This is a genomic window from Nocardia yamanashiensis (assembly GCF_021183565.1).
GTDB classification, from domain to species: domain Bacteria; phylum Actinomycetota; class Actinomycetes; order Mycobacteriales; family Mycobacteriaceae; genus Nocardia; species Nocardia yamanashiensis.
The window spans coordinates 2,095,597-2,121,305 of the sequence record NZ_CP089226.1 but is presented as its reverse complement, the minus strand read 5'-3'; the positions used below and the strand labels follow the sequence as shown (position 1 = coordinate 2,121,305).

The window sequence follows — 25,709 nt, the reverse complement described above, 5'->3', positions numbered from 1 at the left end:
GAAGCGATTCCGTCACCGCCCCTGCCCTTCCTTGAACTTGGATTCCAGCTCTGCCGCCAACTCCGGCTTTTCCGCCTCCATCTTCTGCACATACGTCACCGCGTCCCCTACGGTCCGCAAACTCGCCATATCCTCATCCGGAATCTGCACCCCGTACTTGTCCTCCAACTGCACCGCGATCTCCACCAGCGACAGCGAGTCGATATCCAGATCCTCCACGAACGACTTCTCCACCGTCACCTCCGAAACCTCGATCCCCGTAACCTCTTCCACGATCAGCGCTATGCCCGCGACGATCTCGTTCTGCGTGGTAGCCATTCTTTTCCCTTCCGAAGCCGATCACGAACGCGTCATTCGTTCGCCGATACGCTAGGACCTCCAGTCGGGTGGAGGATCAAGGGACTGTGACGGAACGCACATTCCGCGAAAAGCCGATCAGCATAGGCGAATTGGCGCGGCGTTCTTGTGCGTCACCGGGTGGGGCCGGGCGCGGAAGCTCGCCGGGCGGTGTCCCGGTTAGCGATGGCCTGCTTCACCTCGTGGATAGCCGTTCGTATGGTGTCACCGTAGGGCCCGTCGGCAAGTGCTGCGGTGTGCTGCTCGGCGTCGTCGATGTGGTCGGCGGCCGCGTGGAACGCGCCCAGGCGACGAAAGTTGTCGGCCAGGTTGAGATGCAGGCTCGGGTAGAAGCCAGCGACTTGGAGGCCTGCATGGTGTTGCTGGGCCCGGTCGTCGGTGAGGGCATCGGCGGCATCGAGAGCGCGGACGTCCCACACCAGCGATTCGGCGGGGTCTTCGTAGAGGTCGGCCAGGTAGTGCGCGAGCGTGCAACGATGCAACGGATCGCCCGCAACGCCGATCTGTTCCCAGATGGCCAGCAGATCGCGCCGAGCTGACTCGACATCGCCTGCCCGTCCGATGCCTACGGCTGCGCCGATCGCCTCCATCGTGGGGTCCGGCGTTGCGGCTGTTGTGGTCATGGCGGTCACGCGATCATCGTCAGGCCTCAACCAACTCGAAGGTCAACCGACTCCCGCCAATCATTGGTTGTACGAAGCGCTTGCGCGTACGGCGGGGTGAAATGCGAAAGGAAGGAGTTGTGTTCTCCTTCCCTCTTCAACATATAACGCATCCGGGGGCTTGCGGCAAGGGGACGGGGGTGGTGCAGAATCTCGTGCCGAAGCCAGTACCTGCGGGAATTCCGAGAAACTTTGGCGAATGGGGTGTTCATGTTCGATGTGATCGTTGTGGGCGGCGGGCCGGTCGGGGTGATGCTGGGGAGTGAATTGAAGATGCGGGGGGTGAATGTGGTTGTGGTGGAGAAGGAGCCGGAGCCTACGAAAGTGGTGCGGGGGCTGGGGTTGCATGCACGCACTGTCGAGGTGATGGATCAGCGGGGGTTGCTGGAGCGGTTTCTGGCGGTGGGGACGCAGTATCCGGTGGGTGGGTTTTTCGCGGGGATTCGGAAGCCGCAGCCGGAGCGGCTGGATACGACTTATCCGTTCGTGCTGGGGGTGCCGCAGCCTGTGACCGAGCGGTTGCTGCTCGAGCATGCGGCGGAGCTGGGGGTGGAGATTCGGTTCGGGTGCGAGGTGACCGGATTGCGGCAGGACACCGAGGGGGTGGACGTCGAGTTGGGCGATGGTGCGCGGGTGCGGGCGCGGTATCTGGTCGGGTGCGACGGGGGTCGCAGTACGGTGCGGAAGCTGGCGGGCATCGAATTTCCCGGCGAGCCTTCGCGAGTGGACACCTTGATCGGTGAGGTGGAGCTGACCACGCCGCTGGAGGAGGTGACGGCCGTGGTCAACGAGGTGCGCAAGACGCAGTTGCGGTTCGGTGCGATGCAGCTCGAGGACGGCAGGTATCGGGTGGGCGTTCCTGCGGCCGAGGTGGCCGAAGATCGTTCGGTCCCACCGACTCTCGACGAGCTCAAGGAGCAGCTGCGGGTGTGGGCGGGGACCGACTTCGGGGCGCATTCACCGCATTGGCTGTCCCGATTCGGCGATGCCACACGATTAGCCGACCGGTATCGGGCGGACCGCGTGCTGCTGGCCGGGGATGCGGCGCACATTCATCCGCCACAGGGCGGGCAGGGCCTGAACCTCGGACTGCAGGACGCCTTCAATCTCGGCTGGAAGCTGGCCGCGGAGATCGCGGGCTGGGCTCCGGACACGCTCCTGGACAGCTATGAGAGCGAACGGCGACCGGTCGCGGCGGACGTACTCGAGAACACGCGCGCACAGGTGGAATTGACGACCCTCGAACCGGGCCCGCAGGCCGCGCGCAACCTGGTCGCGAAGCTGATGGACTTCGACGAGGTGAATCGCTATCTGCTCGAGCGGCTCATCGCGGTGTCGATCCGCTACGACTTCGGCGAGGGGCCCGAACTGCTCGGAAAGCGATTGCGGGACGTGCCTTTGAAGCAGGGGCGGCTCTACGAATTGCTGCGGACGGGGCGCGGATTGCTGCTCGATCAGACCGGCGGGCTGTCCGTCGACGGCTGGGCGGACCGCGTCGACCACATTGCCGAGGTGAGTGAGGAATTGGACGTGCCCGCGCTGCTGCTGCGACCGGACGGTCATGTGGCGTGGATCGGTGACGATCAGCACGACCTGCGCACGCATCTCGGCAAGTGGTTCGGAGCGGCGATCGACTGAGCCGCTCCGAAGAGCAAGGGCGGTCCGGTCGAGCCGGGCCGCCCTTTTGCACATCCGCCAAACCTATGTATCTTAGGAAAGTACCTACGAGTCATAGTTTGATGCGGAACCAAGGAGTTCACATGCGATCCGAGACCCTGCGCGTCCCCGGCGCGAACCTGTACTACGAAGTGCGCGGGACCGGCCCGCTACTGCTGTTCCTGCCGGGCAGCGGCGGCGACGCGGCCATCGTCGACGCGATCGCCGACATCCTCACCGCGCACTTCACCCTGGTGGCCATCGACCCGCGCGGATACTCCCGCAGCACCCTCGACAACGGCCCCGAAGATCAGCGGGTAGAGGTGCAGAGCGAGGACGCGTACCACCTCCTCACCCACCTCACCGACGAGCCCGCCTACGTCTTCGGCGGCAGCGGCGGCGCGATCGTCGGATTGGATCTGCTGGCCCGCCACCCCGACCGGGTGCGCAAACTGGTCGCGCACGAACCGCCCTGCTTCGCGGTATTGCCGGACGCCGAGGAACAGCGCGCGTTTGTGGACGAGGTCTACCGCCTGTTCCGCACCGAGGGCGTGGCCGCCGCGGGTGCGCGATTCATCGAGGGCATCGGCGGCACCATGAAGCCGATGCCCGACCCGGCCGATCTCCCGCCCCGCGCCGCCGACATGCTGGGCCGCCTGTTCGCCAACGCGCCGATCATGATGGAACACGAACTGCGCCAGTTCACTTCGCACGTCCCTGATTACGCAGCGCTCGCCACCGTCACCGATCGCCTGGTGCTGGCATCCGGCCGCGAAACCGGCACCCAGCTCCCGGCCCGCCCGGCCGCCGAGATCGCCGCCCGGCTCGGCACGACCGTCACCGAATTCCCCGGCGGCCACAGCGGATTCACCGACGAACCGGAGGCCTTCGCCCACCTGCTGACCGAAACCCTGCTGACCCCGATCCCCACCGCCGGCTGACGCGCGGCCCACGCCTCACCTGCGAGAACGAGGCCCCGCCCCCTGCTACCGTCGGCGGATGATCAACGGAGCGCACACCATCCTCTACGCCTCCGACGCCGATCGGGCGCGTGCCTTCTTCCGCGATGTGCTGAAACTGCCGAATGTGGACGCGGGCGGCGGCTGGCTCATCTTCAAATCCCCGCCGGCCGAACTGGCCGTCCATCCGGCCGCCGCCCCCGAAAGCGGCACCGCCGGAATCTATTTCATGTGCGACGACCTGGAAGCCACCGTGGCCGACCTGCGCGCGGCCGATGTGGAGTTCACCGCCGAGGTCACCGACGCCGGCTGGGGGCTGCTGACCAGCTTCCTGGTGCCCGGTGCGGGCGAGGTCGGGCTGTATCAACCGCGTCATCCGGTCGCCTACAACCTGTCCTGATCCGTTCGCTCCGCGTAAAGGAATCGTGGAGATCCATTCTCCGCGTACGATTTTCAGGTATTCCTTATCGCGGGCGGGGACGGGCGAAGGTGAGGGCGGATGATTCTGGTGACGGGTGCGACCGGCAATGTCGGCGCGGAGTTGGCGCACACCCTGGCGGGCGGCCCGGAACCGGTCCGGGCCGCGGTCCGAGATCCGCGGCGGGCCACGCTGCCGGACGGCGTCGAAGCCGTGACCGCCGATCTCACCGCACCCGATTCGCTGGCGCCCGTTTTCGCCGGTGTGCGCGCGGTGTTCCTGCTGCCCGGCTATCCGGGCGTGGCCACCGCCGCCGCCCGGGCCGGCGTCGAGCACATAGTGCAACTGTCGGGTGTCTCGGCGGGAACCGGCGATACCGCGAACGCCGTCACCCGCTACATGATGGCCGCCGAGGCGGAAACCCAGCGGTGCGGCACCACCTGGACCATCCTGCGCCCCAGCGCCTTCGATTCCAATGCCTTGCGCTGGCTGCCGCAAATGCGCGAAGGCGATCTCATCCGGGTACCGTTCCCGCAGGTCCGCACCGCCTGCCTGGACCCCTACGATCTGGCCGCCGTCGCCGCACACGCACTGCGCGACAAGGCATTACACGGCGAGTTCGTCTTCCCGACCGGCCCGGAAGCGCTGCGCCCGGCCGAACAGATCGCCTTGCTCGCCCAGGTGCTGGATCGCCCGCTCGAATGCGTCGGCCTGACCGACGAGCAGGCTCGGGCCGAGCTGCTGAAAACCACCCCGGCCGCATACGTGGACGCCTTCTTCGACTTCTATGTGCGCGGCGCCATCGACGAATCCGTGGTCCGCCCGGACGTGGAGCGCCTCACCGCCCGCGCCCCACGCACTTTCGCCCAGTGGGCCACCGTTCACGCCGAGGACTTCCGCCAAGCCGGAACCGACCGGTAGGTCGCCGCGCGCAGTACCCATTCCACCGGACCGTAGGCGTACCGCCGCAACCACCGGTCGCTCAGCCACACCTGCCCGGCGAAGATCACGACCGCAATGGCCATCACCCCGAGCGGCGGCACCCGATCCCCCAGCGCCAGCCCGTATCCGGTGTACAGCAGCATGAACACGATCGACTGCAAGAGGTAGTTCGATGCCGCCATCCGCCCCGCCGGTGCGAGCAGCCGCACCCGCTCGGCCCACCGCGACCGCGTCAACCACACGGTGCCCGCCACGTATCCGAGCGTGAGCAGCGGATTGCAGAGCTCCTGCAGCCCATACCAATAGGTCGGCACCTTGCCGTTCATGGTCCACAGCACGATGGTGACCAGCGCGACCGGCAGCCCCACACCGAATCCCAGCAGCAGGGCGCGTGGCGTCCAGCGCCGCAGCAACTCCGCGTCCTCGAACACCCGCCGCTTGCCCGCGGCCATGCCGATCAGGAACATGCCGAACGCGGGAACGCCCTGCCCGATCCACGTGAAGATCATGAAGACCGGCGCGGTGGTCAGCTGAGTGCGGAAGGTGTCGGCGAAGCCGCCGGTGAAACCGTTCCGGATCGCCGCCACGTCCAGCACATTGCCGAGCCCGGACATATCGCCGCCGCCCGAGGACGGCAGGAAGGCCAGCGCCATGAACAGCGCGTACAGCACGATCCCGGTGATCAGAGCCGTGCGGGCGCGCACCTTCCGGAACAGGATCAGCAGCACGCACAATCCGGCGTACAGGGTGAGAATGTCGCCCAGCCACAGGAACATCACGTGCGCGAGCCCGATCAGGAACAGCGCCCCGCTGCGCCGCAACAGCCGGGGCACCGCCCGCGCCCCCGCCCGTTCGGCCGCCGCGATCTGCAGCGTGAACGAGTAGCCGAACAGGAACGCGAACAACAGATAGAACTTCCCGAGGAACAGCCCCTCGATGACGGCGTACCCGAAACGATCCCAGCCGCCGTCGAATCCGGCCGTGAGATCGGTGCCCGTCCCCTGGAACGAGATCAGCATGGTCAAGACGACGGTATTGGTGACGAGGATGCCGAAGAGCGCGAACCCGCGCAGCGTATCGACCTCCCCGATGCGCCGCCCGGCGGCGACGGGTGAGACGGCCTGAACGGACATATCGTCACGGTACGGTCGCCGCCGGTCCCGCGACATCCACCGCCGGACCGGAAATCGATTCGACCTCAGCGGTATTGACACTCATCCCTGGGGATGCCGCAAGGTTGCGGGTGATGCAACCCTGCGGCGTATGCAAGCCCGATCAGCGCCCGTTGCGCACGCCGTCAACCTGGTTCTCACGCATCCACGAGCCGATGATTGTCGAACGGATGCTCAGTCCCGGTGCGGGTCCGGTTGTGCGCACAGCCGATTCAGGAGCCGAGCGAGTTCCTCGGCCGGGCGCGTGGCGGATTCGGTGGTGCGCCAGGCGACGATGTGGTCGGGTCGCACCAGCATTGCACCCTGTGCGGTGATGCCGAGACTGCCGATCCAGGCGGCGTCGTCGGCGGGAATGCGGCGCACGGTGAGGTTTTCGAGCTGCTCCCCTGCCCGCGCCCAATGCTCGTCGGCGGTGAAGAGGGTGAACAGGGGGCCGATCAGGTCGAGGGTGGAGACGGTGCGTCCGGCTTGCTCGATCCATCGATGCGGGAGGCGGGAACCGGGTGTGCCGTCCAGCGTCAGTGAAACGTCTTCGGTGGAGGGCAGTTCCGGGTTCGCGCCGATGATCGCGGTCGAGTCGTAGCGGTAGCCCAGGTGTACGACCGGCGCGTTGAGTACGCCCTTGGCGATGCGTTCGGCGACGGTTTCGGGACTGTCGTCCCAGTGCAGGCGTGCGTCGGCGGATCGGAGCAGGGCTTGTTCGAAGGTCATTCGCACCACCGGTTCCCGTTCGGCGGCATAGGTGTCCAGCAGCGCGGGTCCGGCTTGGCCGTGCGCGACGGCGGCGAGCTTCCAGGCCAGGTTGTGCGCGTCGGCGAAACCGGTATTGAGCCCGAACGCGCCGATCGGCGGGATGGCGTGCGCGGCGTCGCCGACCAGGAAGATCCGGCCGGAGCGGAATGCGGTGGCCAGGAATCCGCGCGGCCGCCACGGCAGTACGCTCACCAACTCGACCTCGGCGGTGTCGTCGCCGATCGCGGCCCGGATCAATTCCAGGCAGCGCGCCTCGGGGAACACCTTCTCCTCGGCGGCCGCGACGTGCAGGATCCATTCCTTCTCGCCGTCGACGGTCACCATCATTCCGGTCACGCCGGGGTTCTCGATATTGCAGGTCACGAACTGCCGACCGGCCAGGTACGGGGTGAGGTCGGCACGGAAGAGCATGCTCACCATGGGTTTTCCGAGCGGTCCGGGGCCGCTGACGCCGATGCCGGCTGCCGTGCGCACCGTGCTGCGCAGGCCGTCCGCGCCGATGAGATAGTCCGCGTGCACCGTCTCCCCGCTGTCGAGCACCGCGTGCACGCCGTCCGCGTCCTGGGTGAGCGATGCCAGGCGGGTCGAATAGCGCAGCGTCGCACCGCGTTCCCGCGCGGCCGGCAGCAGGACCGAGTCCAGCCGATGCTGCGGGCAGGTGCCGCGGGTGCGGCCCGGACTCACCTCGTCCTTCCCCCATGCCTTGCGCGCGGTGGCCACCACCGGCATGGCACCGAAATCGGTGGCGGCCAGGCTGTATGCGTAGGTCTTGCCGAGGCCCGCGCCGACCATGTCCACGCTCACCGCGTTCACGGCCTCCTGTAGCCCGAGGGCCCGCAGCATCTCCATCGTGCGCGACCCCAGTCCGGTGGCGCGCGGATGCGTGGACGGCCCGGCCTGCGCCTCCACCACCAGCGGCGGCACCCCGCGATCCGCCAGGAACAGGGCCGTCGCCAGCCCGACCGATCCGCCACCGGCAATGAGTACCGGAACGTGCTTGTCCGCCATCGCAAATCTCCTTATGGATACACCGTAGCCGTACTGGTTACACCGTAACCACAGTGTTAGGCTGTGCGCAACGAATCCGGAGAGGACGCCGATGACCGACCCGCAGTTGGTGTGGAGCAAGGACCGCCGCGAACCCGCGCGCCGGGCGCCCAGCGTGGATCGCATCGTGCGGGCCGCCTGCGCGGTCGCCGATACCGAAGGGCTGCCCGCGGTTTCGATGCGCCGGGTCGCGACCGATCTGGGGTCGGGCACCGCTTCGCTCTACCGCTATGTCGCCAATCGTGACGAACTGCTGGATCTGATGATCGATGCCGTACAGGGCGAGACCGCGCTCGCCGAACCCTCGGGCGATTGGCGCGCCGACCTCGCCGAACTGGCGAACCAGCTGCGCGCGACCCTGCTGCGGCACCCTTGGCTCGGTCCCGAGCTGTCCGGCCGTCCCGCGCTGGGCCCCAACGCGCTGCGCCGCCATGATCGAGCACTGGCCGCGGTCACGCCGCTGACCTCGGACGCCACCCTGGCCTCGCAAATCGTCCAGACCGTGATGTCGTACGTCTTCGGTGCGGTCAACCAGGAACTCGCGGAAATCCAAGTGCAGCAACGCACCGGGCTCACCGAGGAGCAATGGCGGGCCAGCGTCGGGCCGTACGTGCGCGCGGTCATCGAATCCGGTGAGTACCCGCATCTGGCCAAGCGGGTGCTCGAGGCCGAGGATCCGGGGCCGGCCGAGCAGTTCGCGTTCGGGCTGGCCTGCGTTCTCGACGGGGTCAGTCGCGCGACTCCTCCGCCGCGTTGATCAGCTGCTCGAGTTCGGCGGACAATCCGTTGCGCTCGGCCACCCGCGTGATCGCCGCGATCTTCTCCTCGTCCCAGACGTCCAGCTCGGCCAGCCGCATCCGGTATTTCTCGGACATGGCGAGGGTGATCGGAATCAGTTCCGCCCAGGCGTTCTCGCGATGGGCGGTCTCCACCATGTGGGTGAGGATCTCGGTGTCCATCTCCGCGATGGTGTCCGCCACCCGGCCGAGCGTCTCGGTGCTCAGGAATTGCAGGAAGGTCAGCGCCTCCACCACCATGTCCTGTTCGTAACCCGCCTGCATGATCTCGCGAATGCGTTCTTCCGGCAGCGCCGCCATGACCGTTTCGAACCGGTCCGACACCGTGTCCAGCTCGACATTGAACGCCACCAGCAGCATGTCCGCACCCGAGTCGATGTGCGGCAGCACCTCCAGCAACTGCTGGTCGGTGGCCGCGACCAGGAAGCGCGCGAGCGTGACATAGTCCTTGCGCCGCAGCATCTCCCGCATGACCGGCACCATCACCTCGACGTCCAAGGCGCTGACAATGGGCGTGGCGGCCTCGGGATCCACGTACGGTGCGAGGTCGGCCAGGAATCGCATGGGCACGTGACCGATGAGGGCTTGCGCGCGTTCGGGGCTCAGCGACGGGGCGATCATGCCGCACAGCACCGGTCCGAAGAACCGGGTAGCGATGGTCACCGCCAGGGAATTCGGCAGCAGCGCACTGGCTTTGGCGAGGCGATCGAACATGGGCCGGTGTTTGGCGTCCAAACCGCGATGCAGGCCCCGCCGGAATTGCCGCACGGCCTGTGGATCCGATTCGAGCAGAAACTCCAGATCCTCGGGCGCGGTGTGCAATTCGCGCGCCAGTTTCACCACTTCCGCACGTGCCGCCAAACTGGTCATGATTCGCCTCAGGAGAGCAGTAACCGCCGGATCGCATTGCGCACCAGGGCGGGAACCATGCCGAGACCCTTGTCGATGGCCGCGCTCAACTCGCGTTCCCGCAAATCCAGGGCGTGTTCGCAGGCCGCGCGCAATACCGCGTAGTCCCCCTCGTCGAGATCCCCCAGTGCGGCGATATCGGTGCGGGGCACGCGAGTGACAACGGATAGTCGCTCGATCTCCGACACGCCGTCCAGACTATCCGAATTCGATTGGGAACACCGGCCGTTCACCGACTCCCGTGCCAAGCTGGTCTCGCCCGACCGCACCGTCCGAGGAGAGTACGCCATGCCGTGGCTGTTCCTGTTCGCCGTCGTCTTTCTCGGCGCCGCCGTACTCGTGCTGCTGAGCCGGCGTGGCCGTCCGTACGCCAGCCGCGGCTCAACCCTGCTGACCGCGCTCGGCTGCGTCGTCGCCGGCCTGATCCTGCTGGCCATGTCGTCGCTGAGCATCGTCTCCACCCGCAATGTCGGCATCGTGACCTCGTTCGGGAAACCGGTGGGCACCAAGGAGAACGGCCTGCACGCGGTGTGGCCGTGGCAGCAGGTGCCCGAACTCGACGGCACCATTCAGACCAATAACCAGATCGGCGGCTTCAAGGACGACCGGTGCTCGGGCGGGAGCGCCATCCGGCTGGCCAATAATTCCACGGCGTGCGTGGACAATACGGTGCGCTGGCGTATCCATCACGCGGCCGCGGACGCACTGTTCCGCGACTATCACACCATCGCCAATATCAAGGACAGCCTGGTGACGCGGGAGCTCAATGCCACGCTCAACGAGATCTTCGCCGCCTACAACCCCTTGGAACCGCAGAACGCGGGCGGGCCGAACCTGACCGATCTGTCGGGGCAGGCCACCGACAAGCTACAGGTCAAGATCGGCGCGCAGATCGAGGTGCAGAACGTCATCATCTCGATCGTGCACTTCGATCAGCAGACCCAGTCGAAGATCAATGCGTATCAGGCGCAGATCGCCGACACCCGCATCGCCGAGCAGAAGCAGAAGACCGCCGCCGCGGAAGCCGAGGCCAACCGGATCCTGGCCGAATCGCTGAAGGATCCGAACGTGCTCGTCTCCAAATGCCTGGACATGCTCAACAGCGGCAAGCAGCTGCCGACCGGATTCCAGTGCTGGCCGGGCACCGGCCTGGCCACCACCATTCCGGCGCGCTGAACCGGCGACCGCCGGTTGATCTTTGTAACGTGGCGGGCGTGACTGGTGCGGGAAAGCGGTGGCTGGAGTCGACGGCGAGCATGTCGGTGCCGCGGCGATTGCATACGATCGCGGGCGAGGCGCGGCGGCTGGCGGGCACGGCCGAATTGGATCGGCTGCTCGCCGAACTCGGTGGCGGGGACCGGTACGAGCGGCTCACCGCGATCCGGATGGCCGAGCTGGGCGGGGCGCGCGATCACCTTTTCGCCCAATTGGATTCGGCCGATCCGGGCTGCGTGAATCGCGCGCTGGCGGCGCTGGTGCGAATGGGCGTGGAACCGGCGGTGGTGTCCGGCAGGTTGGCGCACCTGTCTCATCGCACGCGCAAATACATCCGCCGAGCCCTGGCCGCCGGGGACCGGGAAGAGCTGGCCGCCGCCCTGCTGCCGCAACTGCGAACCCTGTTCGGGGACGGTGAAGCGGCGCGGGTCCTGCCGTACTGTCCGGCCGCGACGGTGCGTGCATTGCTGCCGGAACTCGGTTATGCCGTTCCGAATTGGGCGGTGCTCGGTCACCGGCATATCGAGGTGGTGTTCGAGCAGGTCGAAGCGATGGCCGCCGACGCGGGACGCGACGACTGGCGCGAATGGTGGGGGCGGCTCACCGCCGATGCCGTGGCCGCCGTGGAATTCGATCCGGATCGATTGCTGGCGCTGTCCGCGCGGGCCGTGGAATGGATTCCGATCGGTGAATTGAACCCGGTGGCAGGACGTTTGGCACGCCATGACGCCGACGCGGTCCACCGGTTGATCACCCATCCCACCGGCAACGGCCGGGGCTTGGCGGGTCCTGCGCTGTGGCGTGCCATGCGCGAGTTGCCCGACGAGCGGCTGGCCGAGCTCTATCGCGCCTGCCCCGTCCATCGGCGGCAGCGGTTCCTGACCACGCTGCCGCCGGCCCGTCGTGCCGCACTCGCGGGTCCGCTGATCGCCCGGCCGGGGCTCGCACCCGCCCTGGTGGATCTGGCCGTCCTCGACGCGATTCCCCGGCGCGAACGCATCGAATTGGTCCGGAGCCTGCTGGCCCGGCCCGGCAGTGAGGTACCCGGAGTAGCCGATGCGCTGCACGCCCGGCTGCCGTGGCCGGAAGCCGAACCGCGGCTGGCCGAAGCGATCCGGCGGCCGACCGCCGAGGAACGCGCCCTGGCGTACACGCGGCTCGCCACGGCCGCCGCCGGCAGCCGGGACCCCGAGGTCGTCGGAACCATGCTCGGCATGCTGGGACGGCTGCGCAATGAACAGGATCCGGTGCGCAGCAGCGCATTACAAGCGGTGAACAAGATTCCGGCCTCGCTGTGGCGCACCGCGCATCTCCCGGCTCTGGAACAGCTCGCCGAGGACGCCCTGCAAGCCCGCGACCGGTCCTACCAGACCACCTCCGCTGTCGGCGAACTCGCCCGCACCCTGCTGCTGCGCGGCGCCGCGACCGGCGACACCGCCTACACCGACGTCTCGCTGCGGATGCTGACCCGGCTGGCGGAACTGTCGAGCACCGTCAATCTGTATGGGCTGCACCGCAATCTGCCCCGCGGAGCCGAACAGCGTTTGTACGCGGCGTTGAGCGCACGGCTGCGCGCCGACGCCGACCGGGACCGCTGGGACCTGGCGATCCGCCTGGCGACCGGACTGGACCGCCGCGCCTTCGCCCTCCCGGAACTACAGCGCCTGCTGGTACGCGCCTGCTCCGCCCACAGTGACGACATCGTCCGCCGCGCACTCCCACTGGCATTGGCGAATCCGGCCACCCGCGACGCCCATCTGGACGAGATCCTGGGCCGGGACCGCTCGCTCATCGCCCTCCCGGAAGTCCGCAACCTGATCGCCTACCGGCGCACCGACCTGCTCGACCTGTTGCTGAGCAAGTCGACCGCGGGCCGGTTCCTGTCCAAGAAGATCCGCTTCGTGCCCATGTTCGCCACCGGTTTCGGCAACTGGCCGCCCGCGCAGGTGGAACGCTACGCCCGGCTGCTCGACACCTATGCCCGCAGCACCACCGCGGGCCTGTACGAGCGCGCCGGCGCCGTGCGGCAATTGGGCCGACTGCCAGGCAGTTTCACCTGGCTGTACGGCCACCTGAACTCACCCGATCTGGTGATCGTGGAGGCCGCGCTGACCGCACTGGGTTCCAGCGATGAACCGGCCCGTGCCATCGCGCTGCTGTCCGGGTTCGTCGACGGTGACCGGGCCCGGGTCGCGGTGAGCGCGATCGCCGCGTGCGCTCGTGACATCTCCGCCGACGAACTCTCCGGAACGCTCGCGCCCCTGGTGGATTCGCGGAAGGTGACCGCGGCGAAGGAAGGCCTGCGCCTGCTCGCCGCCCTGCGCGCCCCCGATGCGATGGACACCATCACCGAGGTCTGGAATCGCCCGGATACCCATCGCGATGTGCGCCGGGCCGCCGTCTTCGCCACCCGTTCCCTGTTCGACCGGACGGCGGCCTGGCAGCTGCTCACCGAAGCGGCCGCCGACCCCGAATCCGCCACGGCCGTCCTGGAAATCACCCCCGGCCTGCTGCCGCCCCCGCAACGCCCGCGCTTCGCCGCATTCCTCCGCGACCTGGCCGCCGCTCCCGATCCGCGTATCGCTCGCCAGGCATTGAACGCCCTCACCCGCTGGCATCGCTGGACCCCGCCGGGCACCGGTGATCTCCTGGTCGGTCTGCTCACCGACCTGAACGTCGTCGGACTCTGGGGCGAGGCCGGTCGCGCCCTGCTGGCCGCGCTCGTCGAAGACGGCGATCCCACCGCCCTCACCACCGCCGTCACCGTGCTCCGAGACTCCACGGTCACGCTTCCCGACCGCGATCTGCCCGCCCGCCAAAGGCTTTCGGCCCTGCTCGACTTCCTCGCCGCCACCATCCGGGTGAGCGACACCGCGCGCTCCGCCGCGCCGCCGGTGATCGCATTGCTGGCCGCGGATCCGTTCTGGCACCCGCATCTCATCGACATCGCGATGGCCGCGGTGCGCTGGACCGAGACGGAAGCGACGGTATCGGCCATCGATGCCCTGGCCCCCTACGCGACCGGCATCCTGACCGGCCGGCCCGCGGATCGCCTGAGCGAACGAGTCGCCTCCGAATTCGACAACATCCCGGCCGGCTCCTGGACCGCGCTCGCGGCCCCTCTGGCCTCGAGCTCCCGGCACACCACCGCACTGGCCGCGGTCCCGCTGATCGCCCAGTGCGGCAAGCGCTTCGGCTGGACGAACCCGTGGACCGACCTGTTGTTCACGCTCCGCGCGCACCCCGACACCGACGTGCGCCGCGCCGCAGGTTCCGTCTACACCGCCTCGGAATGACCGCCGGGAATGAACTAGGTCGTCGCGGACCGCTGCGGGACGATCAGCTGAGCGGAGGTGAGGATCTCGCTGACGCCGAGGGCCGCGACGCAGCACCCGACCGCCACCGAGAACGCGGTCGCGGTCTGGAACGGTCCGACCGCCAGGATCATGCCGATAGCGGCGGTGACCAGACCCAGGACTTCCTGACGACCGGATCCGGCGTGCTGCTCCGACCACGCGCCGGCGATGGCCTGCACGATGCCCCGGATCATCCAGCCCATACCGATCCACAAGGACAGCAACGAGATCCACTGTCCGCTGCTGAAGGACCACAGCGCCAGCACCGTCGCCGCCACGGCCGCGAAGAACTCCAGCCATTTGAGCGCGGTGGCGATGTGCGCGCCGAAGGCCACCACGAACTGCACGGCGGCGGTGGCCAGCAGAATCAGGCCCGCCAGCGTGCCCAGCACGGTTTCACTCTTGTTCGGCCAGACCATGGTGATCACACCGAGTAGCACCGAGCAGGCGCCGCTGACCAGCAGCGCTTGCCAAGCCCAGTCGGCGAACACCGTGATCCGCCCCTCGATCCGATTGGTGGGCATGGACTCAATGATATGACCGGAATATCCGTTTACCTGGCTCTTTGCGCCAACGGCATGTCCGCACCGGGTGCAGAACGGCGCGAAAACGGCCCCTGGCCTCAGCGGAGCTTGTGGAAGAACTCACGCAGGTCGGTGGTGAGCAGGTCCGGGGTTTCCATGGCGGCGAAGTGGCCGCCGCGCGGGAATTCCGACCAGTGGGTGACGGTGTGCTGCTTTTCGGCCGAACCGCGGATGGTCTTGTTGCCGGGGAAGAGCGCGATGCCGGTCGGCACTCCGGAGTTGGAGAGGTCCGCGCCCCACTGCTGGGACTCCTTGTAGAGCAGCATGGAGGAGCCGATGGTGTCGGTGAACCAGAGGATCGAGAGATTGGTCAGCAGCAGGTCGCGGTCGATGGCGTCCGTCGGCGTGGCCTTGGCCGGATCCTTGTAGGTGTTGACCACGTCGAGGACCCAGGCGAGCAGGCCGGCCGGGGAATCGTTGACGGCGGGCGCGAGGGTTTGCGGGCGGGTGGAATGGATTCCGGCGTAGCCCGAGGTGTCCTGGCTGGACCAGTCGGACAGCTTGGCGAGCTTTTCCTGATCCTCCGGGCTGTAGGACGACCCGTCGTCGTCCCGGGACGGGATGGTGATCGGGTCGTTGAGGTGGATACCGGCCAGGTGTTGCGGGGCGATCCGGCCGAGCTGCGGTGCGATGAAAGAACCGGCGTCACCGCCCTGTGCGCCGTAGCGCGAGTAACCCAGGGCGGACATGAGTTTCGCGATCGATTCGGCGCTGCGGTCGGTCGCCGCGTCGCCGGGACGCCGGGTGGGACCGGAGAAACCGAATCCGGGCAGGGTCGGGATGACCAGGTGGAAGGCGTCACCGGGATCGCCACCGTGGGCGGCCGGGTCGGTGAGCGGACCGATCACCTCACTGAAATCCTCGAAGGGCCAGCCGTGCACGAGCACCAGCGGCAGGGCATCGGCTTCGGGTGAACGCACATGCGTGAAATGCAGTCGCCGGCCGTCGATTTCGGTGACGAACTGCGGGTGCGCGTTGAGTTCCGCTTCGTGCTCGCGCCAGTCGTACCCGGTGCGCCAATAGTCGGACAGTTCGCGGACGTACTCGGTCGGGATGCCGTAATCCCAGCCCACGCCCGGCAGTTCGGTGGGCCAGCGCGTCGCGGCCAGGCGGGCGTTCAGATCGTCGATATCGTGCTGCGGGACCGCGATTCGGAAGGGCTCGATATTCGTCATGCCTTCCACGATAGGAACCGTGTAGGTCAGCACCGGTCCTAGTTCCGCGGCGGCAGGACCGTTCTCGGATCGGCGGCCGCGATCTAGGCTGGACCACAGGGGAAAGCTGCCGCGCCGATGCGGTGTGCGCGAAGGGACGATCACGTGAACCTCGCTTATCCGCCCGGTCCGCCGGTGCCGCGCGCCATTCAGACTCTGCTGTACGCGAAATGGCGCGCCCCGCTGCTCATCGCATCGGCGCGCCGCTACGGCGAGGTGTTCACGCTGCGGCTGATCGAACCGTACGCATCGCACGTGGTGGTGTTCTCCAAGCCCGAGCACATTCGCGAGATCTTCGCGGCCGATCCCGCGGATCTGCATGCGGGCGAAGGCAATCGGCTGCTGCTGTACGTCATGGGCGAGCATTCGCTGCTGCTCACCGACGAAGCCGAACACGCCCGGTCGCGCCGCCTGCTCATGCCCGCGTTCGCGGGTTCGGCGCTGCGCGGCTACCGGGGCATGGTGGAGGCCATCGCCAAGGAGCATGCGGAGCGGTGGGCCACCGGTTCGACCGTGCACAGCCTGGAACAGATGAACGATCTGACCCTCGAGGTCATCATGCGGGTGGTGTTCGGGCTGACCGACGCGCGCCGGCGGGCGGAACTCGCCCCGCGCCTGCGCCAGATCGTGAACCTCAATCCGATCGTGTTCCTGGGCTGGAAGTATCCGCGCCTGGAACGCTTCGGGCCGTGGAAGCGCTTCCGCGACACCCAGCGGGCGATCGACGAGCTGCTCTATCGCGAGATCGCCGCCCGCCGCGCCGACCCGGACCTGGACCGGCGCACCGATGTGCTGTCGCGGCTGCTCGCGGTCGGTTCGGGCGAGCATCCCTCGGACACACCGCTTTCCGATGCCGAACTGCGCGACCAGCTCATCACCCTGCTGCTGGCCGGGCACGAGACCACCGCATCCGCGCTGTCGTGGACGCTGCACGAACTCGCCGCCGACCCGGTCGTCCAGGACACCGCGCGCCGCGCCGCCCGCGAGGGCGACGACAAATACCTGGAAGCGGCATTGAAAGAAGGCATGCGGCGGCACACCGTCATCGCCGCCACCGGCCGCAAACTCACCCGCGACCTGACCATCGGCGGCCTGGACCTGCCGCGCGGCACCGTGGTCTCCACCTCGATCCTGCTGGCGCATCGCAGCACCTCGAACTATCCGGACGCCACCGCGTTCCGGCCGGACCGGTTCCTGGACGGCAGCGTCGGTCACAATGCCTGGCTCCCGTTCGGCGGCGGCGTACGGCGCTGCATCGGGGCCGGGTTCTCGCTCATGGAGGGCACCGCGGTGCTGCGCGAAGTGCTGACGCGCTATCGCCTCGAACTGCCCGACGGCGCGGCGGGCGAGCGCGCCAAGATCCGCAATATCACCCATGTCCCCGCGCACGGCGCGCCCATCCGGGTGACCGCGCTCTGATCATCGGCTCGGGAATGAGGTCGGTTCCGGGGTGGTTGCTGCCTCGGAGACGATCGACAAGGAGAGTGCTGATGAACGATTTCAACGCGGGCGTGATCGCGGAGTTCCGGGCCAACGGCGGCAAGGTCGGCGGCCCGTTCGAAGGCCGCGACAATATGATGCTGATGACCACCATCGGCGCGAAATCCGGTCGCGCGGTAACCAATCCGCTGGTCTTCGTGCGAGACGGCGACGGCATCGTGCTCATCGCCTCCAATGGCGGCGCCGACAAGAACCCGGCCTGGTACCACAATCTGCGCGCCAATCCCGAGTTCGAGATCGAGATCGGCGTCGAGAAGTTCCGCGCCAAGGCCGAAGTCGTGACCGGTCCGCAGCGGGACGCGCTCTACGCCCGCATGGTCGAGGTCATGCCGCAGTTCGCCGACTACGAGGCGAACACTACCCGGGTGATCCCGGTGTTCGTCGCCCACCGGCAGGACTGACGGGTCAATCGCGAACCAGCGGACGAGGCCCGGTGCGATCGGACCGGGCGAAGTCCGCGCACTCCGGGCATTCCGAGATCACCGGATGATGGCAGCTCAGCAGATGCTCGAGGAAAAGGTCGGTGCGCCGCAGCACGACGACGCGTTCCTGGATCTCGGCCCGGCGTGCGGCGATGAGCTCCTGACGGCCCGATAGGTCGGTGCGGCCCAGAGCGTGAATCTGGTCCAATGACAGCCCGGTTCGCTGCAGAATGCGAATCAGCCGGGCCTGATACAGCGTCTGCTCGTCGTAACCGCGATGGCCCGCCGGGGTGCGCGGCGGCGCGAGCAGCCCGACCGATTCCCAATGCCGCAGCACGTGCGCCTCGATCCCGAGCGCCGCGGCGGCATCGCCGATCTTCAGCAAGGTGGTGCTGTTCATGATTTGCCCCTTTACTTCATGTCGACCTTAAGTATTAGCGTTCGGTCATGTCCGATCCAGTCCGCAATCCCACCCTCACCGAATGCTGCTCCGCCGCAGCGGGTCTGCTGCACGGCATGGTCCGCCCGCGCCCCCGGGACGAGCGGTTCCTCCGTTCACTGACCGACGCGGGGCTGCCCACACCGCGCAATACGGTGCGGGTCACCGCGCTCCCCCAGGTCGGCCGCCCGGTACCGACCGCCATGATCGTGGAGGGCGTCTTCCAGCCGCGCCACATCGAGACCGCCCTGACCACCTTCGTCGTGCGGCATCCGCAAGCCACCTTCCTGGTCGACCCGAGCGTGTGCGTGGATGCCGAGCACCGGGCCATCGCCCAGCTGCCGCCGCTGCTGCGCCGCGTGGTGCGCCCGCCCGCCGCCACCCTGCCCACCGTCGAGGCGCTGCGCCGCGAACCCGCCCTGCCCGCACCGGATTTCGCGCTGCCGACGCACGCGCACTGGGATCACGTGTGCGGGCTACTGGACCTGCCGGGGCTGCCGGTGCACCTGCATCGCGTCGAGCACGAGTGGATCGCCGGCGGCACGGTAGCGCCTGCGGGCGGCGTCCGGGACTCGCTGCTGGACCGCCCGATCGTCGAATACGAACTCGATGGTCCGCCCGTCCTGACCTTCGAGCGCAGTCACGACCTGTTCGGCGACGGCAGCGTGGTGCTGGTGGATCTGGCCGGGCACACCCCGGGGAGTATCGGCGTGCTGGCCCACACCGCGCGCGGCTGGGTACTGCTGGCCGGCGACGCCGCCTGGGATGCCTTGCAGGTCACCGAGATCCGGCAGAAGTCGGCTTTGCCGGGCCGATTCGTGGACGCCGATCGCGACGAGACCTTCCGCACCCTGCACCGCCTGCACCTGGTCCGCGATACCGTGCGCATCGTCCCCACCCACGATCACGCCGCCGCCGGACATCTCGCGGCGGGGCATGCCGGCGCAGCCGAAGCAGTACCGTGAGGACATGGATGTCACCGTTCGTCCCGCAGTGAAAACGGATATTCGAGAGCTGGCCCGGGTGCTCGGGCTGGCCTTCGCCGACGATCCGGTGTTCGAATGGCTCATCCCCGACGACAGCGCCCGGCCGCGGCGCGCCGCACAGCTCTTCGCCGGGCAGACGCGGACGCATTTCCTCGGGCTCGGCGGCGTCGAGGTCGCGCAGGATGATGCCGGAAGGATTGCGGGAGCGACGCTTTGGGCGCCGCCCGGGAAATGGCACGCCTCGCAGGCCTCGACCTTGCGTTCGCTGCCGAACCTGATCCGCGCTTTCGGGCGGCGGCTGGGCGCGGCCGGGGAGCTGGCCGAGGTGATGGCGGCGGCGCATCCGCGCGAACCGCACTGGTACTTGCAGGCGATCGGCACGCTCCCGAGCGCCCGGGGCCTGGGTTACGGGCACGCGCTGCTGGCGTCGCGCCTGGATCGGTGTGATGCCGAGGGCGTGCCCGCGTATCTGGAATCGAGCAAGCCCGAGAACGTGCCGTATTACGAGCGTTTCGGTTTCGAGGTGACCGGCGAGCTGGATGCCACCGCGGGTGGGCCGCTCCTGTGGCCGATGTGGCGCAAGCCGCGCTGACGCGGCGGTGCGCCGAAACGACGATGTGCGATGAGCGCCGGTTCGCGCCCACCGCACAGCATGGTCGAAAAGCTATGCCTTGCGGGCGATCCCGCTGACGATCAGCAGTTCGTAGTCATTGAGTTCGTGCTCGACCGCCGAGGCATCCGGCTGCCACTCCGCGCACGGCTGCACACCCGGCGGGAGCAGTTCCAAATCGCCGAACATGGCCTCGATCTCGGCATCGGTGCGCCAGGTACCGCGCCCGAACGCCTCCAGGATCTTGCGCTCGGTGGCCGCGGCTTCCCGGTTCTGGGTGTGCCCGGTGCGGAAGTGCGAGATGTAGACGCGGCTGTCGGGCGCCAGGCGCTCGGCCCAGTAGCGCACCACTCCGGCCGGGTCTTCCTTGTCCTCCAGGAAGCTCAGCACGGCCCCGAAGATGATCCCGACCGGCTGGTCGAAGTCGATGAGCCGCTGCACTTCCGGGTTTCCGGCAATGCTCGCCGGATCACCCACCTCGGCCTCGAAGACCGCGATATTGTCATCGACCGCGAGCAGCGCACGACCGTGCGCCACCACGAACGGATCATTGTCGACATAGACCACGCGGGCGTCCGGATGCACCTTGCGCAACTCGTCGTGGACATTCACATCGGTGGGCAGGCCACAGCCCATATCGATGATCTGCGTGATACCGACATTGGCCATATTGCGCGCCGCGCGCAACATGGCCTGCCGATTGGTGATCGCGAGTAGCTCGGAACCGGGCAGATCGCCCATGAAGAAGTCACCGACTTCTTTGTCAACCCCATAGTTGTCACGCCCGCCGAGCACGTAGCTGTAGACGCGCGCCACACTAGGCCGGGATTGCCGTGCTCGCATGGCGTCGATGTTCAAGTCTCGCACCCCTTTACCCTTCCGTGCACCTGTTCGGTGGATCCCTGCACGGGCGGCCCGCCGGATAACGAACCTCGATCGAAGATCATTGCAGAACCGGGGTCGGAGCGGTGCCGTCTTGCAGATGACGATACCGCTGTAAGGGGCAAATGCGAGCAACATCGGAGCTTCCGCTACGAAGCATTCAGGATGCGGTCCACAGCTGTTATGCGGGCGCTACGGGTTCGCTATTGCGCTGGTGACGTGGTCGCCGCCGACGTCGGAGCGGCCGAGGTGGTAGCCACGGTCGTCGTGGTTTCCGGGGCCGGCGCCGTGGTGGTGGTCACCGGCGGCGAGGTCGTCGCGGTGCCCTTGATCGGCGTGGGGCACTTGCCATCCCGCTGCCCGATCGCATCGATCTCGGCCGGGGTGCGCGGATCGCCGTAGTAATTGTATTGCGACGCGCAGTTCTTGATCACCCCGCAGTCGACGCCACAGGCCGCGTCGTTTCCGGTGTGCGGGTTCGGCGCCGGCGTCGGCGAGTGCATGTAGGGCGATTCGGGCGCGGTCGGATCCGCGTAGTACCCGGAACCGTCCGGCTGCTTGCCGTTGATGGGCCCGCCGTCCACATATCCGGGCGGGTATCCCGCCCCGTCCGAATTGCCGCCGCCACCGGACCCGCCGCCCGACTGCGATCCGCCGCCGCCACCGGAACCACCCGAACCACCCTGCCCGCCGCCGGAACCACCTTGATTCCCCTGCGCCGCACCCGAACTCGTCGGCGTCACCGTCTTGGTCGCGCTCACCGACGTCCGGCTCACCGACGAGGACGCCGACGCTCCTGAACTCGTATCCTTCGTCGAGCACGCCGTCACCACCAGCGCCGGCACCACCACAACCATCAACGCACCCATCGCCGCTCGAAAGCGACTCCGCGACCGCATCATCCGCGAACTTCCTCCTACCCGAACCACCCCGACCCGAAGGTGAACCCTAGGAGCCCGGCCGCGCGGAAGCTATCGGACGAATGCCCTATTCGGGACGAACTACCGGGATTCGCGGGCCGCGGCCGGCCGTTCGGCCAGGAGCTGATCGAGCTGTTGTTCGGCGCGTTCGGCCCGGGCGAGGGTTTGCGCGCGGGCGTCGTCGAGGGTAGCCAGACGTTCGGCCGCCTGTTTGCCCGCTTTGTCCAGTGCGGCGGCGGATTCCGCACGGACCGCCGCGATATCGGCCGCCGCCTGCTTGCGGACCTCGGTCAGTTCGGCACGGGAGCGCTCGAGCTCGTCCCGCACCCGCTTGAGTTCATCGCGGGTCTCGCTCAGCGCCTGATTGCGTTCGGTGACAGCCGCTTCCGCCCGATCGATGGCGCGTTCGGCATCGGCCGCGCGCTGCACCGCCAGGTCCCGTTCGGCCGCCGCGGCCGTGATCCGCTGCGAGGCGTCCCGTCGCGCCGCCTCGATCTCGGTCACGGTTTTCGACCGCACCAACTCGATCTCTTCCGTCGCCTGCTGCCGCGCCCGCTCCACATCTTCGGCGGCTTCCCGTCGCACCGTGCGGATCTCGGCTTCGGCCTCGGCGCGCGCGGCGAACACCTCATCGGCGGCCTGCTTGGTGGCCCGCTCCATCTCGCCCAGTGCGTCGTCACGCGCACTCAACGCCTCGGCGATCCGCGCCTCCGCGCTCTCGGCGGCCGCCGCCGCATCATCGGCCGCGGCTTCCGCTGCCGCCCTGGCCTCTTCGGCATCGCGCCGCGCCTGCTGCGCCGCCACGGTCGCGACCTCGGCCTCGGCAATCCGCCGCGCCGCATCCGCCTGCACCGCCTGGACCTGCGCCTCCGCCACCGAAGGGTCGGCCAGCGTAGACAATTCGGCGACCGCCGCCGACAAGGTATTTCCCAGCTGATCAGCCAGTCCGCGGAACTGCCCCAACAATTCATCGGCCCGCAATCGAGCCACGGTAGCCGGACCCTGTTGCGTCACAGTGACGTTCGCGGCCGAGGTCTCACCCTCCGCACTTTGCCTGCGCTGCCGCTCTTTCCACGCCCGCCAACGGGTGTGGTCCGGGTGATCACAGTATTCCGATGGCCGCCCCGGCCCTCCTCCGCGAGTAATCGGTCGGACACATCCCGGGTAGTTACAAGTCGTCGACACGAGCAGAATCGTAACGTTGGTTCCGTCATTTCCAACGGAACAACACGAAACGAAACCCATTGCGCCCCAAATCCTCCCATCGAGCCCTGACCCCCGATAAGTGAACCTTATCGGCGGTCAGGCTTCGCCGAATCCCCTTTTCGACCTGCAATTCATTTCGTTCCGTTTGGTTTAAGCAAACGTAACGATAATCAACGAAACCCCTTCAAAAACTGGGCACCCCTGTACAGCCGTCCCAGTTTCTGGCGGAGAGCGGTTTTCAGTCCCCTACGACGGCAGCGCAGCGCATACCGAATCGCTCGGCCATCGTTTCGAGGGTCTGGCGCTGGTGTTCGCGGTCGCGCCGATGCGTCCGCGCGAAATACGCGGAATCGACCATGCGCCGATGCAGCGGATACCACCGGTCGAAATCCAGTCCGCACCGCAGGAACACCGACGGCCCGAGCGCCTCGTAGATGAGGCTCAGATTGTGCAGGTGCAGCGTCAGAGCGGCGTAGGCCAGCGGAGCGGCGGTAACCGTCTTCTTCCGTAGTTCGTCCCCGTCGAACGCGAACAGCGGCACCTCACGCAGCTTGTCCCGGAACATCAGGTGGGTGAGGAAGTAGCCGCCGAAGGAGAGGAATCCGAAGGTCGCCGAACGGGTTTGGATGGAGAGCACCTGTCCGCCGGGCGACACGTAGGGTTCATAGGGCGTATCCGTGTGCAAGAGGTAGCCGGTGCAGTTGACGATCCAGCTGCCGGCCGGGGTCGCGACGGTATCGCCATTGCGGAAGACCAGGTCGACGGCGCCATTGCGGTCGACCGCGTCCCGCAGGTGACCCATGACGACCGTGTGCAGTCCCGCTCGAATGGTCGCCTGCTCCGCCTCCGACAACAGTCCCGCGAAGAAGTTGTCCGCCTGCGGGGTGACCGACAGTCCGGCATTGGCCAGCAGCCAAGCCTGGACCTCGTTCTCGTTGGTGCCGTCGAATTTGCGTGCGACCTCGATGAACAGCCGGTTCGGCATGAGGCCGCCCCAATACCGGCGCGGCCCGGGCGGGACGATGCGATCGCGGTCCAGGAATACGGTCCCGGGCCCGGCGACCAGGTTCACCTCCCGGTCCGGGCGGGCCGCGATCAGAGCCGACGCGGTGTCCATCGCGGTCTTGCCGCCGCCGATGATCCACACCGGTTCGTCGCTGTCGGCTATTTCTCCGCTGCGTACGTCGCAATAGTTCGGCGACACCGACCGCACCCGGTCGCTCGACACGGTGAGCGGGTCCTTGGGCGCGACGTTCACCCCGAATGCCTTGATCAGCTTGTCCGCCATGATCACCAGTGGCCGGCCGTCCGCATCGGTGCAGGTGATGCGCACGCCGCCGGCCGTCTCCTCGTGTGACCGGTAGTCGACGCCGAAGTACTCCTCCACCTGCACGCGTTCCCCGATGACCCGAACACAGTGCGCGAAGTGCTCGAGCACTTCGGTCCTGGTCGCGAGGTAGGACCGTTCCTTGTGAATGGTCCATTTGATGTCGCCCGCAGTGAACAGCGGATGCGGCTGGTGCAGCCGGACGTACGGATAGGCGTCGACCCACATTCCCCCGGCCCGCGGATGCCGGTCCACCAGAATGATTTTCTGGTCCCGGCGCAGATACCGGCTCGCGACGAACAGGGCGTTCAACCCTGCGATTCCGGCGCCGACGACGCATACATCGCAGGTTCGCGCATCCACCGGATTCAAGTCGGACGATGTCATCGCAAACTCCCTGCTATCGCCAATTGGACCACCGGCGAGCAGGGGTGTCAACGAATCAGTTAGGCATCGGGCGCCAGGCTCTCGTAGTAGGCCGCCATGCTCGGGTAATAGTCGTTGAAGTCGGGGCGTGGCGAATCGTCACGTGCTGCTCCGAGCATGTCCAGGTAGTACTCCCAGCCCGGGCCCACCTCGGGGATCTGGGCGATCTCCGCCTCGGTGAGCAGATGGTGGACGAATCGCAACTCGGTGACGCCGTCGGTCTCGGTGAGGGTGAGTTCCAGACGCCATGAGCCGTCGTCATCCACGGCTGAAATTCCGAGCCGGCGCGGTGGCTCGCAGATGTCGACCTGCATGTCCATCCACGGCTGTTCTTCTTCGAAAGCCATCTGCACCTTGATGGTTCGGCCCGGTCCGGCATCACCGGTCCACGGGCCGAACCAGCGGGCGGTCCGTTCGGACTCGGTGACGCTCGCCCACACGTCGTCGATGGGCGCGCGGTAGGTGCGGGTCAAAACCAGGTCGCGACCTTGCTCCGCGCCGAGCAGGCGGCCGGTGGGTGTCAGGGTCATGCGGTCTCCTCTGCGTGTGTTTCGTCAGCGGTGCCGGCACGGCGTTCACGCCGGGTGCGGTACACCTCGGTTTCCAGTGCGTCGAGATGCTGTTCCCAACCGGGTCGCGCCGCGAAACTCGCTATCCAGTCGGCGATCTGCGCGAGCGGCTCGGCGTCGAGCAGGTAGTACCGCTGCCTGCCGACGAGTTCGTCCCGCACCAAGCCGCTCTCGCGCAGCACCCGCAGATGCCGGCTCACGGCGGGACGACTGATGTCGAATTGCTCCGCGATCGCCCCGGCCGTCAGCCGCTGATCGCGAAGCAGCTCCAGGATGCGCCGCCGTACCGGATCCGCGATCGCTCCCGCCACCTCGTCCACAACCAGAAGCGTAACTGACTGGTTACGCTTTGTCGAGAACGGCGGGGCCGAACCGGCCGCC

At 67.6% G+C, this 25,709-nt stretch carries 26 protein-coding genes; 11 read left to right on the top strand and 15 right to left on the bottom strand.

The features are described from left to right. Window positions 1-12: 12 nt before the first annotated feature. Together acpM and LTV02_RS10240 are read right to left on the bottom strand one after the other, a co-directional pair. Window positions 13-318 carry a meromycolate extension acyl carrier protein AcpM gene (gene acpM / locus LTV02_RS10245; protein WP_233039770.1) on the bottom strand — a complete coding sequence of 102 codons (306 nt, stop codon included), beginning with the start codon at window positions 316-318 and terminating at the stop codon, window positions 13-15. Window positions 319-470: 152 nt separating this feature from the next. Continuing rightward, on the bottom strand, window positions 471-980 hold the full coding sequence (locus LTV02_RS10240; protein ID WP_233041543.1) for a hypothetical protein: 510 nt from the start codon (window positions 978-980) through the stop codon (window positions 471-473). Between the two features lie 249 nt (window positions 981-1,229). Between LTV02_RS10240 and rox the strand changes: the two genes are divergently transcribed. The 4 genes from rox to LTV02_RS10220 all read left to right on the top strand — a co-directional run bounded on the left by rox (window position 1,230) and on the right by LTV02_RS10220 (window position 4,973). Beyond that, a complete protein-coding gene (rox, locus tag LTV02_RS10235; protein WP_233039769.1) occupies window positions 1,230-2,657 on the top strand; it encodes a rifampin monooxygenase in 1,428 nt (475 codons plus the stop codon). A gap of 122 nt (window positions 2,658-2,779) precedes the next feature. Next, a complete protein-coding gene (locus LTV02_RS10230) occupies window positions 2,780-3,616 on the top strand; it encodes an alpha/beta fold hydrolase (RefSeq protein WP_233039768.1) in 837 nt (278 codons plus the stop codon). Window positions 3,617-3,674: 58 nt separating this feature from the next. Beyond that, window positions 3,675-4,034 carry a VOC family protein gene (locus LTV02_RS10225; RefSeq protein WP_233039767.1) on the top strand — a complete coding sequence of 120 codons (360 nt, stop codon included), beginning with the start codon at window positions 3,675-3,677 and terminating at the stop codon, window positions 4,032-4,034. 99 nt (window positions 4,035-4,133) lie between these two features. Then, window positions 4,134-4,973: an NAD(P)H-binding protein gene (locus LTV02_RS10220; RefSeq protein WP_233039766.1), complete on the top strand. Its 840-nt coding sequence runs from the start codon at window positions 4,134-4,136 to the stop codon at window positions 4,971-4,973. Here LTV02_RS10220 and LTV02_RS10215 read toward each other — a convergent pair. Both LTV02_RS10215 and LTV02_RS10210 read right to left on the bottom strand, forming a co-directional pair. Then, complete coding sequence (locus LTV02_RS10215) at window positions 4,934-6,127, bottom strand: DUF418 domain-containing protein (RefSeq protein ID WP_233039765.1); 1,194 nt, start codon at window positions 6,125-6,127, stop codon at window positions 4,934-4,936. The two genes, LTV02_RS10220 and LTV02_RS10215, sit on opposite strands and share 40 nt — an antisense overlap. Window positions 6,128-6,340: 213 nt before the next feature. After that, complete coding sequence (locus tag LTV02_RS10210; RefSeq protein WP_233039764.1) at window positions 6,341-7,927, bottom strand: FAD-dependent monooxygenase; 1,587 nt, start codon at window positions 7,925-7,927, stop codon at window positions 6,341-6,343. 91 nt (window positions 7,928-8,018) lie between these two features. Here LTV02_RS10210 and LTV02_RS10205 point away from each other — a divergent pair, with 91 nt between their 5' ends. Continuing rightward, window positions 8,019-8,723 (top strand): TetR/AcrR family transcriptional regulator, encoded by a 705-nt coding sequence (locus LTV02_RS10205; RefSeq protein WP_233039763.1) that lies wholly within the window; start codon window positions 8,019-8,021, stop codon window positions 8,721-8,723. Here the strand turns inward: LTV02_RS10205 and LTV02_RS10200 are convergent. Both LTV02_RS10200 and LTV02_RS10195 read right to left on the bottom strand, forming a co-directional pair. Then, window positions 8,695-9,633, bottom strand: coding sequence for a hypothetical protein (locus tag LTV02_RS10200; RefSeq protein WP_233039762.1), 939 nt, complete (start codon window positions 9,631-9,633; stop codon window positions 8,695-8,697). The two genes, LTV02_RS10205 and LTV02_RS10200, sit on opposite strands and share 29 nt — an antisense overlap. Before the next feature lie 8 nt (window positions 9,634-9,641). Beyond that, window positions 9,642-9,860: a hypothetical protein gene (locus LTV02_RS10195; protein WP_233039761.1), complete on the bottom strand. Its 219-nt coding sequence runs from the start codon at window positions 9,858-9,860 to the stop codon at window positions 9,642-9,644. 100 nt (window positions 9,861-9,960) lie between these two features. Here LTV02_RS10195 and LTV02_RS10190 point away from each other — a divergent pair, with 100 nt between their 5' ends. Both LTV02_RS10190 and LTV02_RS10185 read left to right on the top strand, forming a co-directional pair. Next, on the top strand, window positions 9,961-10,848 hold the full coding sequence (locus LTV02_RS10190; RefSeq protein WP_233039760.1) for an SPFH domain-containing protein: 888 nt from the start codon (window positions 9,961-9,963) through the stop codon (window positions 10,846-10,848). 38 nt (window positions 10,849-10,886) lie between these two features. After that, a complete protein-coding gene (locus tag LTV02_RS10185) occupies window positions 10,887-14,183 on the top strand; it encodes a hypothetical protein (RefSeq protein ID WP_233039759.1) in 3,297 nt (1,098 codons plus the stop codon). Window positions 14,184-14,197: 14 nt separating this feature from the next. On the opposite strand, the gene LTV02_RS10180 is transcribed toward LTV02_RS10185, so the two are convergent. Next, window positions 14,198-14,767, bottom strand: coding sequence for a DUF308 domain-containing protein (locus LTV02_RS10180; RefSeq protein WP_233039758.1), 570 nt, complete (start codon window positions 14,765-14,767; stop codon window positions 14,198-14,200). 98 nt (window positions 14,768-14,865) lie between these two features. Next, a complete protein-coding gene (locus LTV02_RS10175; RefSeq protein ID WP_233039757.1) occupies window positions 14,866-16,002 on the bottom strand; it encodes an epoxide hydrolase family protein in 1,137 nt (378 codons plus the stop codon). Window positions 16,003-16,146: 144 nt separating this feature from the next. On the opposite strand from LTV02_RS10175, the gene LTV02_RS10170 reads away from it, so the two are divergent. Then, complete coding sequence (locus LTV02_RS10170) at window positions 16,147-17,460, top strand: cytochrome P450 (protein WP_408639349.1); 1,314 nt, start codon at window positions 16,147-16,149, stop codon at window positions 17,458-17,460. 71 nt (window positions 17,461-17,531) lie between these two features. Next, window positions 17,532-17,942, top strand: coding sequence for a nitroreductase family deazaflavin-dependent oxidoreductase (locus LTV02_RS10165; protein ID WP_233039755.1), 411 nt, complete (start codon window positions 17,532-17,534; stop codon window positions 17,940-17,942). Between the two features lie 4 nt (window positions 17,943-17,946). On the opposite strand, the gene LTV02_RS10160 is transcribed toward LTV02_RS10165, so the two are convergent. Next, entirely contained in the window at window positions 17,947-18,363 is a 417-nt protein-coding gene (locus LTV02_RS10160) for a MerR family transcriptional regulator (RefSeq protein ID WP_233039754.1), read from the bottom strand. Between the two features lie 47 nt (window positions 18,364-18,410). On the opposite strand from LTV02_RS10160, the gene LTV02_RS10155 reads away from it, so the two are divergent. Beyond that, window positions 18,411-19,367, top strand: a complete 957-nt coding sequence (locus LTV02_RS10155; protein ID WP_233039753.1) for an MBL fold metallo-hydrolase — start codon at window positions 18,411-18,413, stop codon at window positions 19,365-19,367. A 4-nt stretch (window positions 19,368-19,371) separates the two neighbouring features. Continuing rightward, window positions 19,372-19,980, top strand: coding sequence for a GNAT family N-acetyltransferase (locus LTV02_RS10150; protein WP_233039752.1), 609 nt, complete (start codon window positions 19,372-19,374; stop codon window positions 19,978-19,980). Between the two features lie 72 nt (window positions 19,981-20,052). Here the strand turns inward: LTV02_RS10150 and LTV02_RS10145 are convergent, their stop codons facing one another. The 6 genes from LTV02_RS10145 to LTV02_RS10120 all read right to left on the bottom strand — a co-directional run bounded on the left by LTV02_RS10145 (window position 20,053) and on the right by LTV02_RS10120 (window position 25,648). Next, window positions 20,053-20,865, bottom strand: a complete 813-nt coding sequence (locus LTV02_RS10145; protein ID WP_233039751.1) for an SAM-dependent methyltransferase — start codon at window positions 20,863-20,865, stop codon at window positions 20,053-20,055. 218 nt (window positions 20,866-21,083) lie between these two features. Further along, entirely contained in the window at window positions 21,084-21,737 is a 654-nt protein-coding gene (locus tag LTV02_RS10140) for a hypothetical protein (protein ID WP_233039750.1), read from the bottom strand. Between the two features lie 144 nt (window positions 21,738-21,881). Continuing rightward, the gene (locus tag LTV02_RS10135) at window positions 21,882-22,790 is read right to left on the bottom strand and encodes a hypothetical protein (protein ID WP_233039749.1); all 909 of its coding nucleotides are present in this window, start codon (window positions 22,788-22,790) and stop codon (window positions 21,882-21,884) included. Window positions 22,791-23,244: 454 nt separating this feature from the next. Next, window positions 23,245-24,720 (bottom strand): FAD-dependent oxidoreductase, encoded by a 1,476-nt coding sequence (locus LTV02_RS10130; protein ID WP_233039748.1) that lies wholly within the window; start codon window positions 24,718-24,720, stop codon window positions 23,245-23,247. 59 nt (window positions 24,721-24,779) lie between these two features. Then, the gene (locus LTV02_RS10125; protein ID WP_233039747.1) at window positions 24,780-25,289 is read right to left on the bottom strand and encodes an SRPBCC family protein; all 510 of its coding nucleotides are present in this window, start codon (window positions 25,287-25,289) and stop codon (window positions 24,780-24,782) included. Next, entirely contained in the window at window positions 25,286-25,648 is a 363-nt protein-coding gene (locus LTV02_RS10120; protein ID WP_233039746.1) for a metalloregulator ArsR/SmtB family transcription factor, read from the bottom strand. The genes LTV02_RS10125 and LTV02_RS10120 overlap by 4 nt, the downstream gene beginning before the upstream one ends. Window positions 25,649-25,709 lie beyond the last annotated feature (61 nt).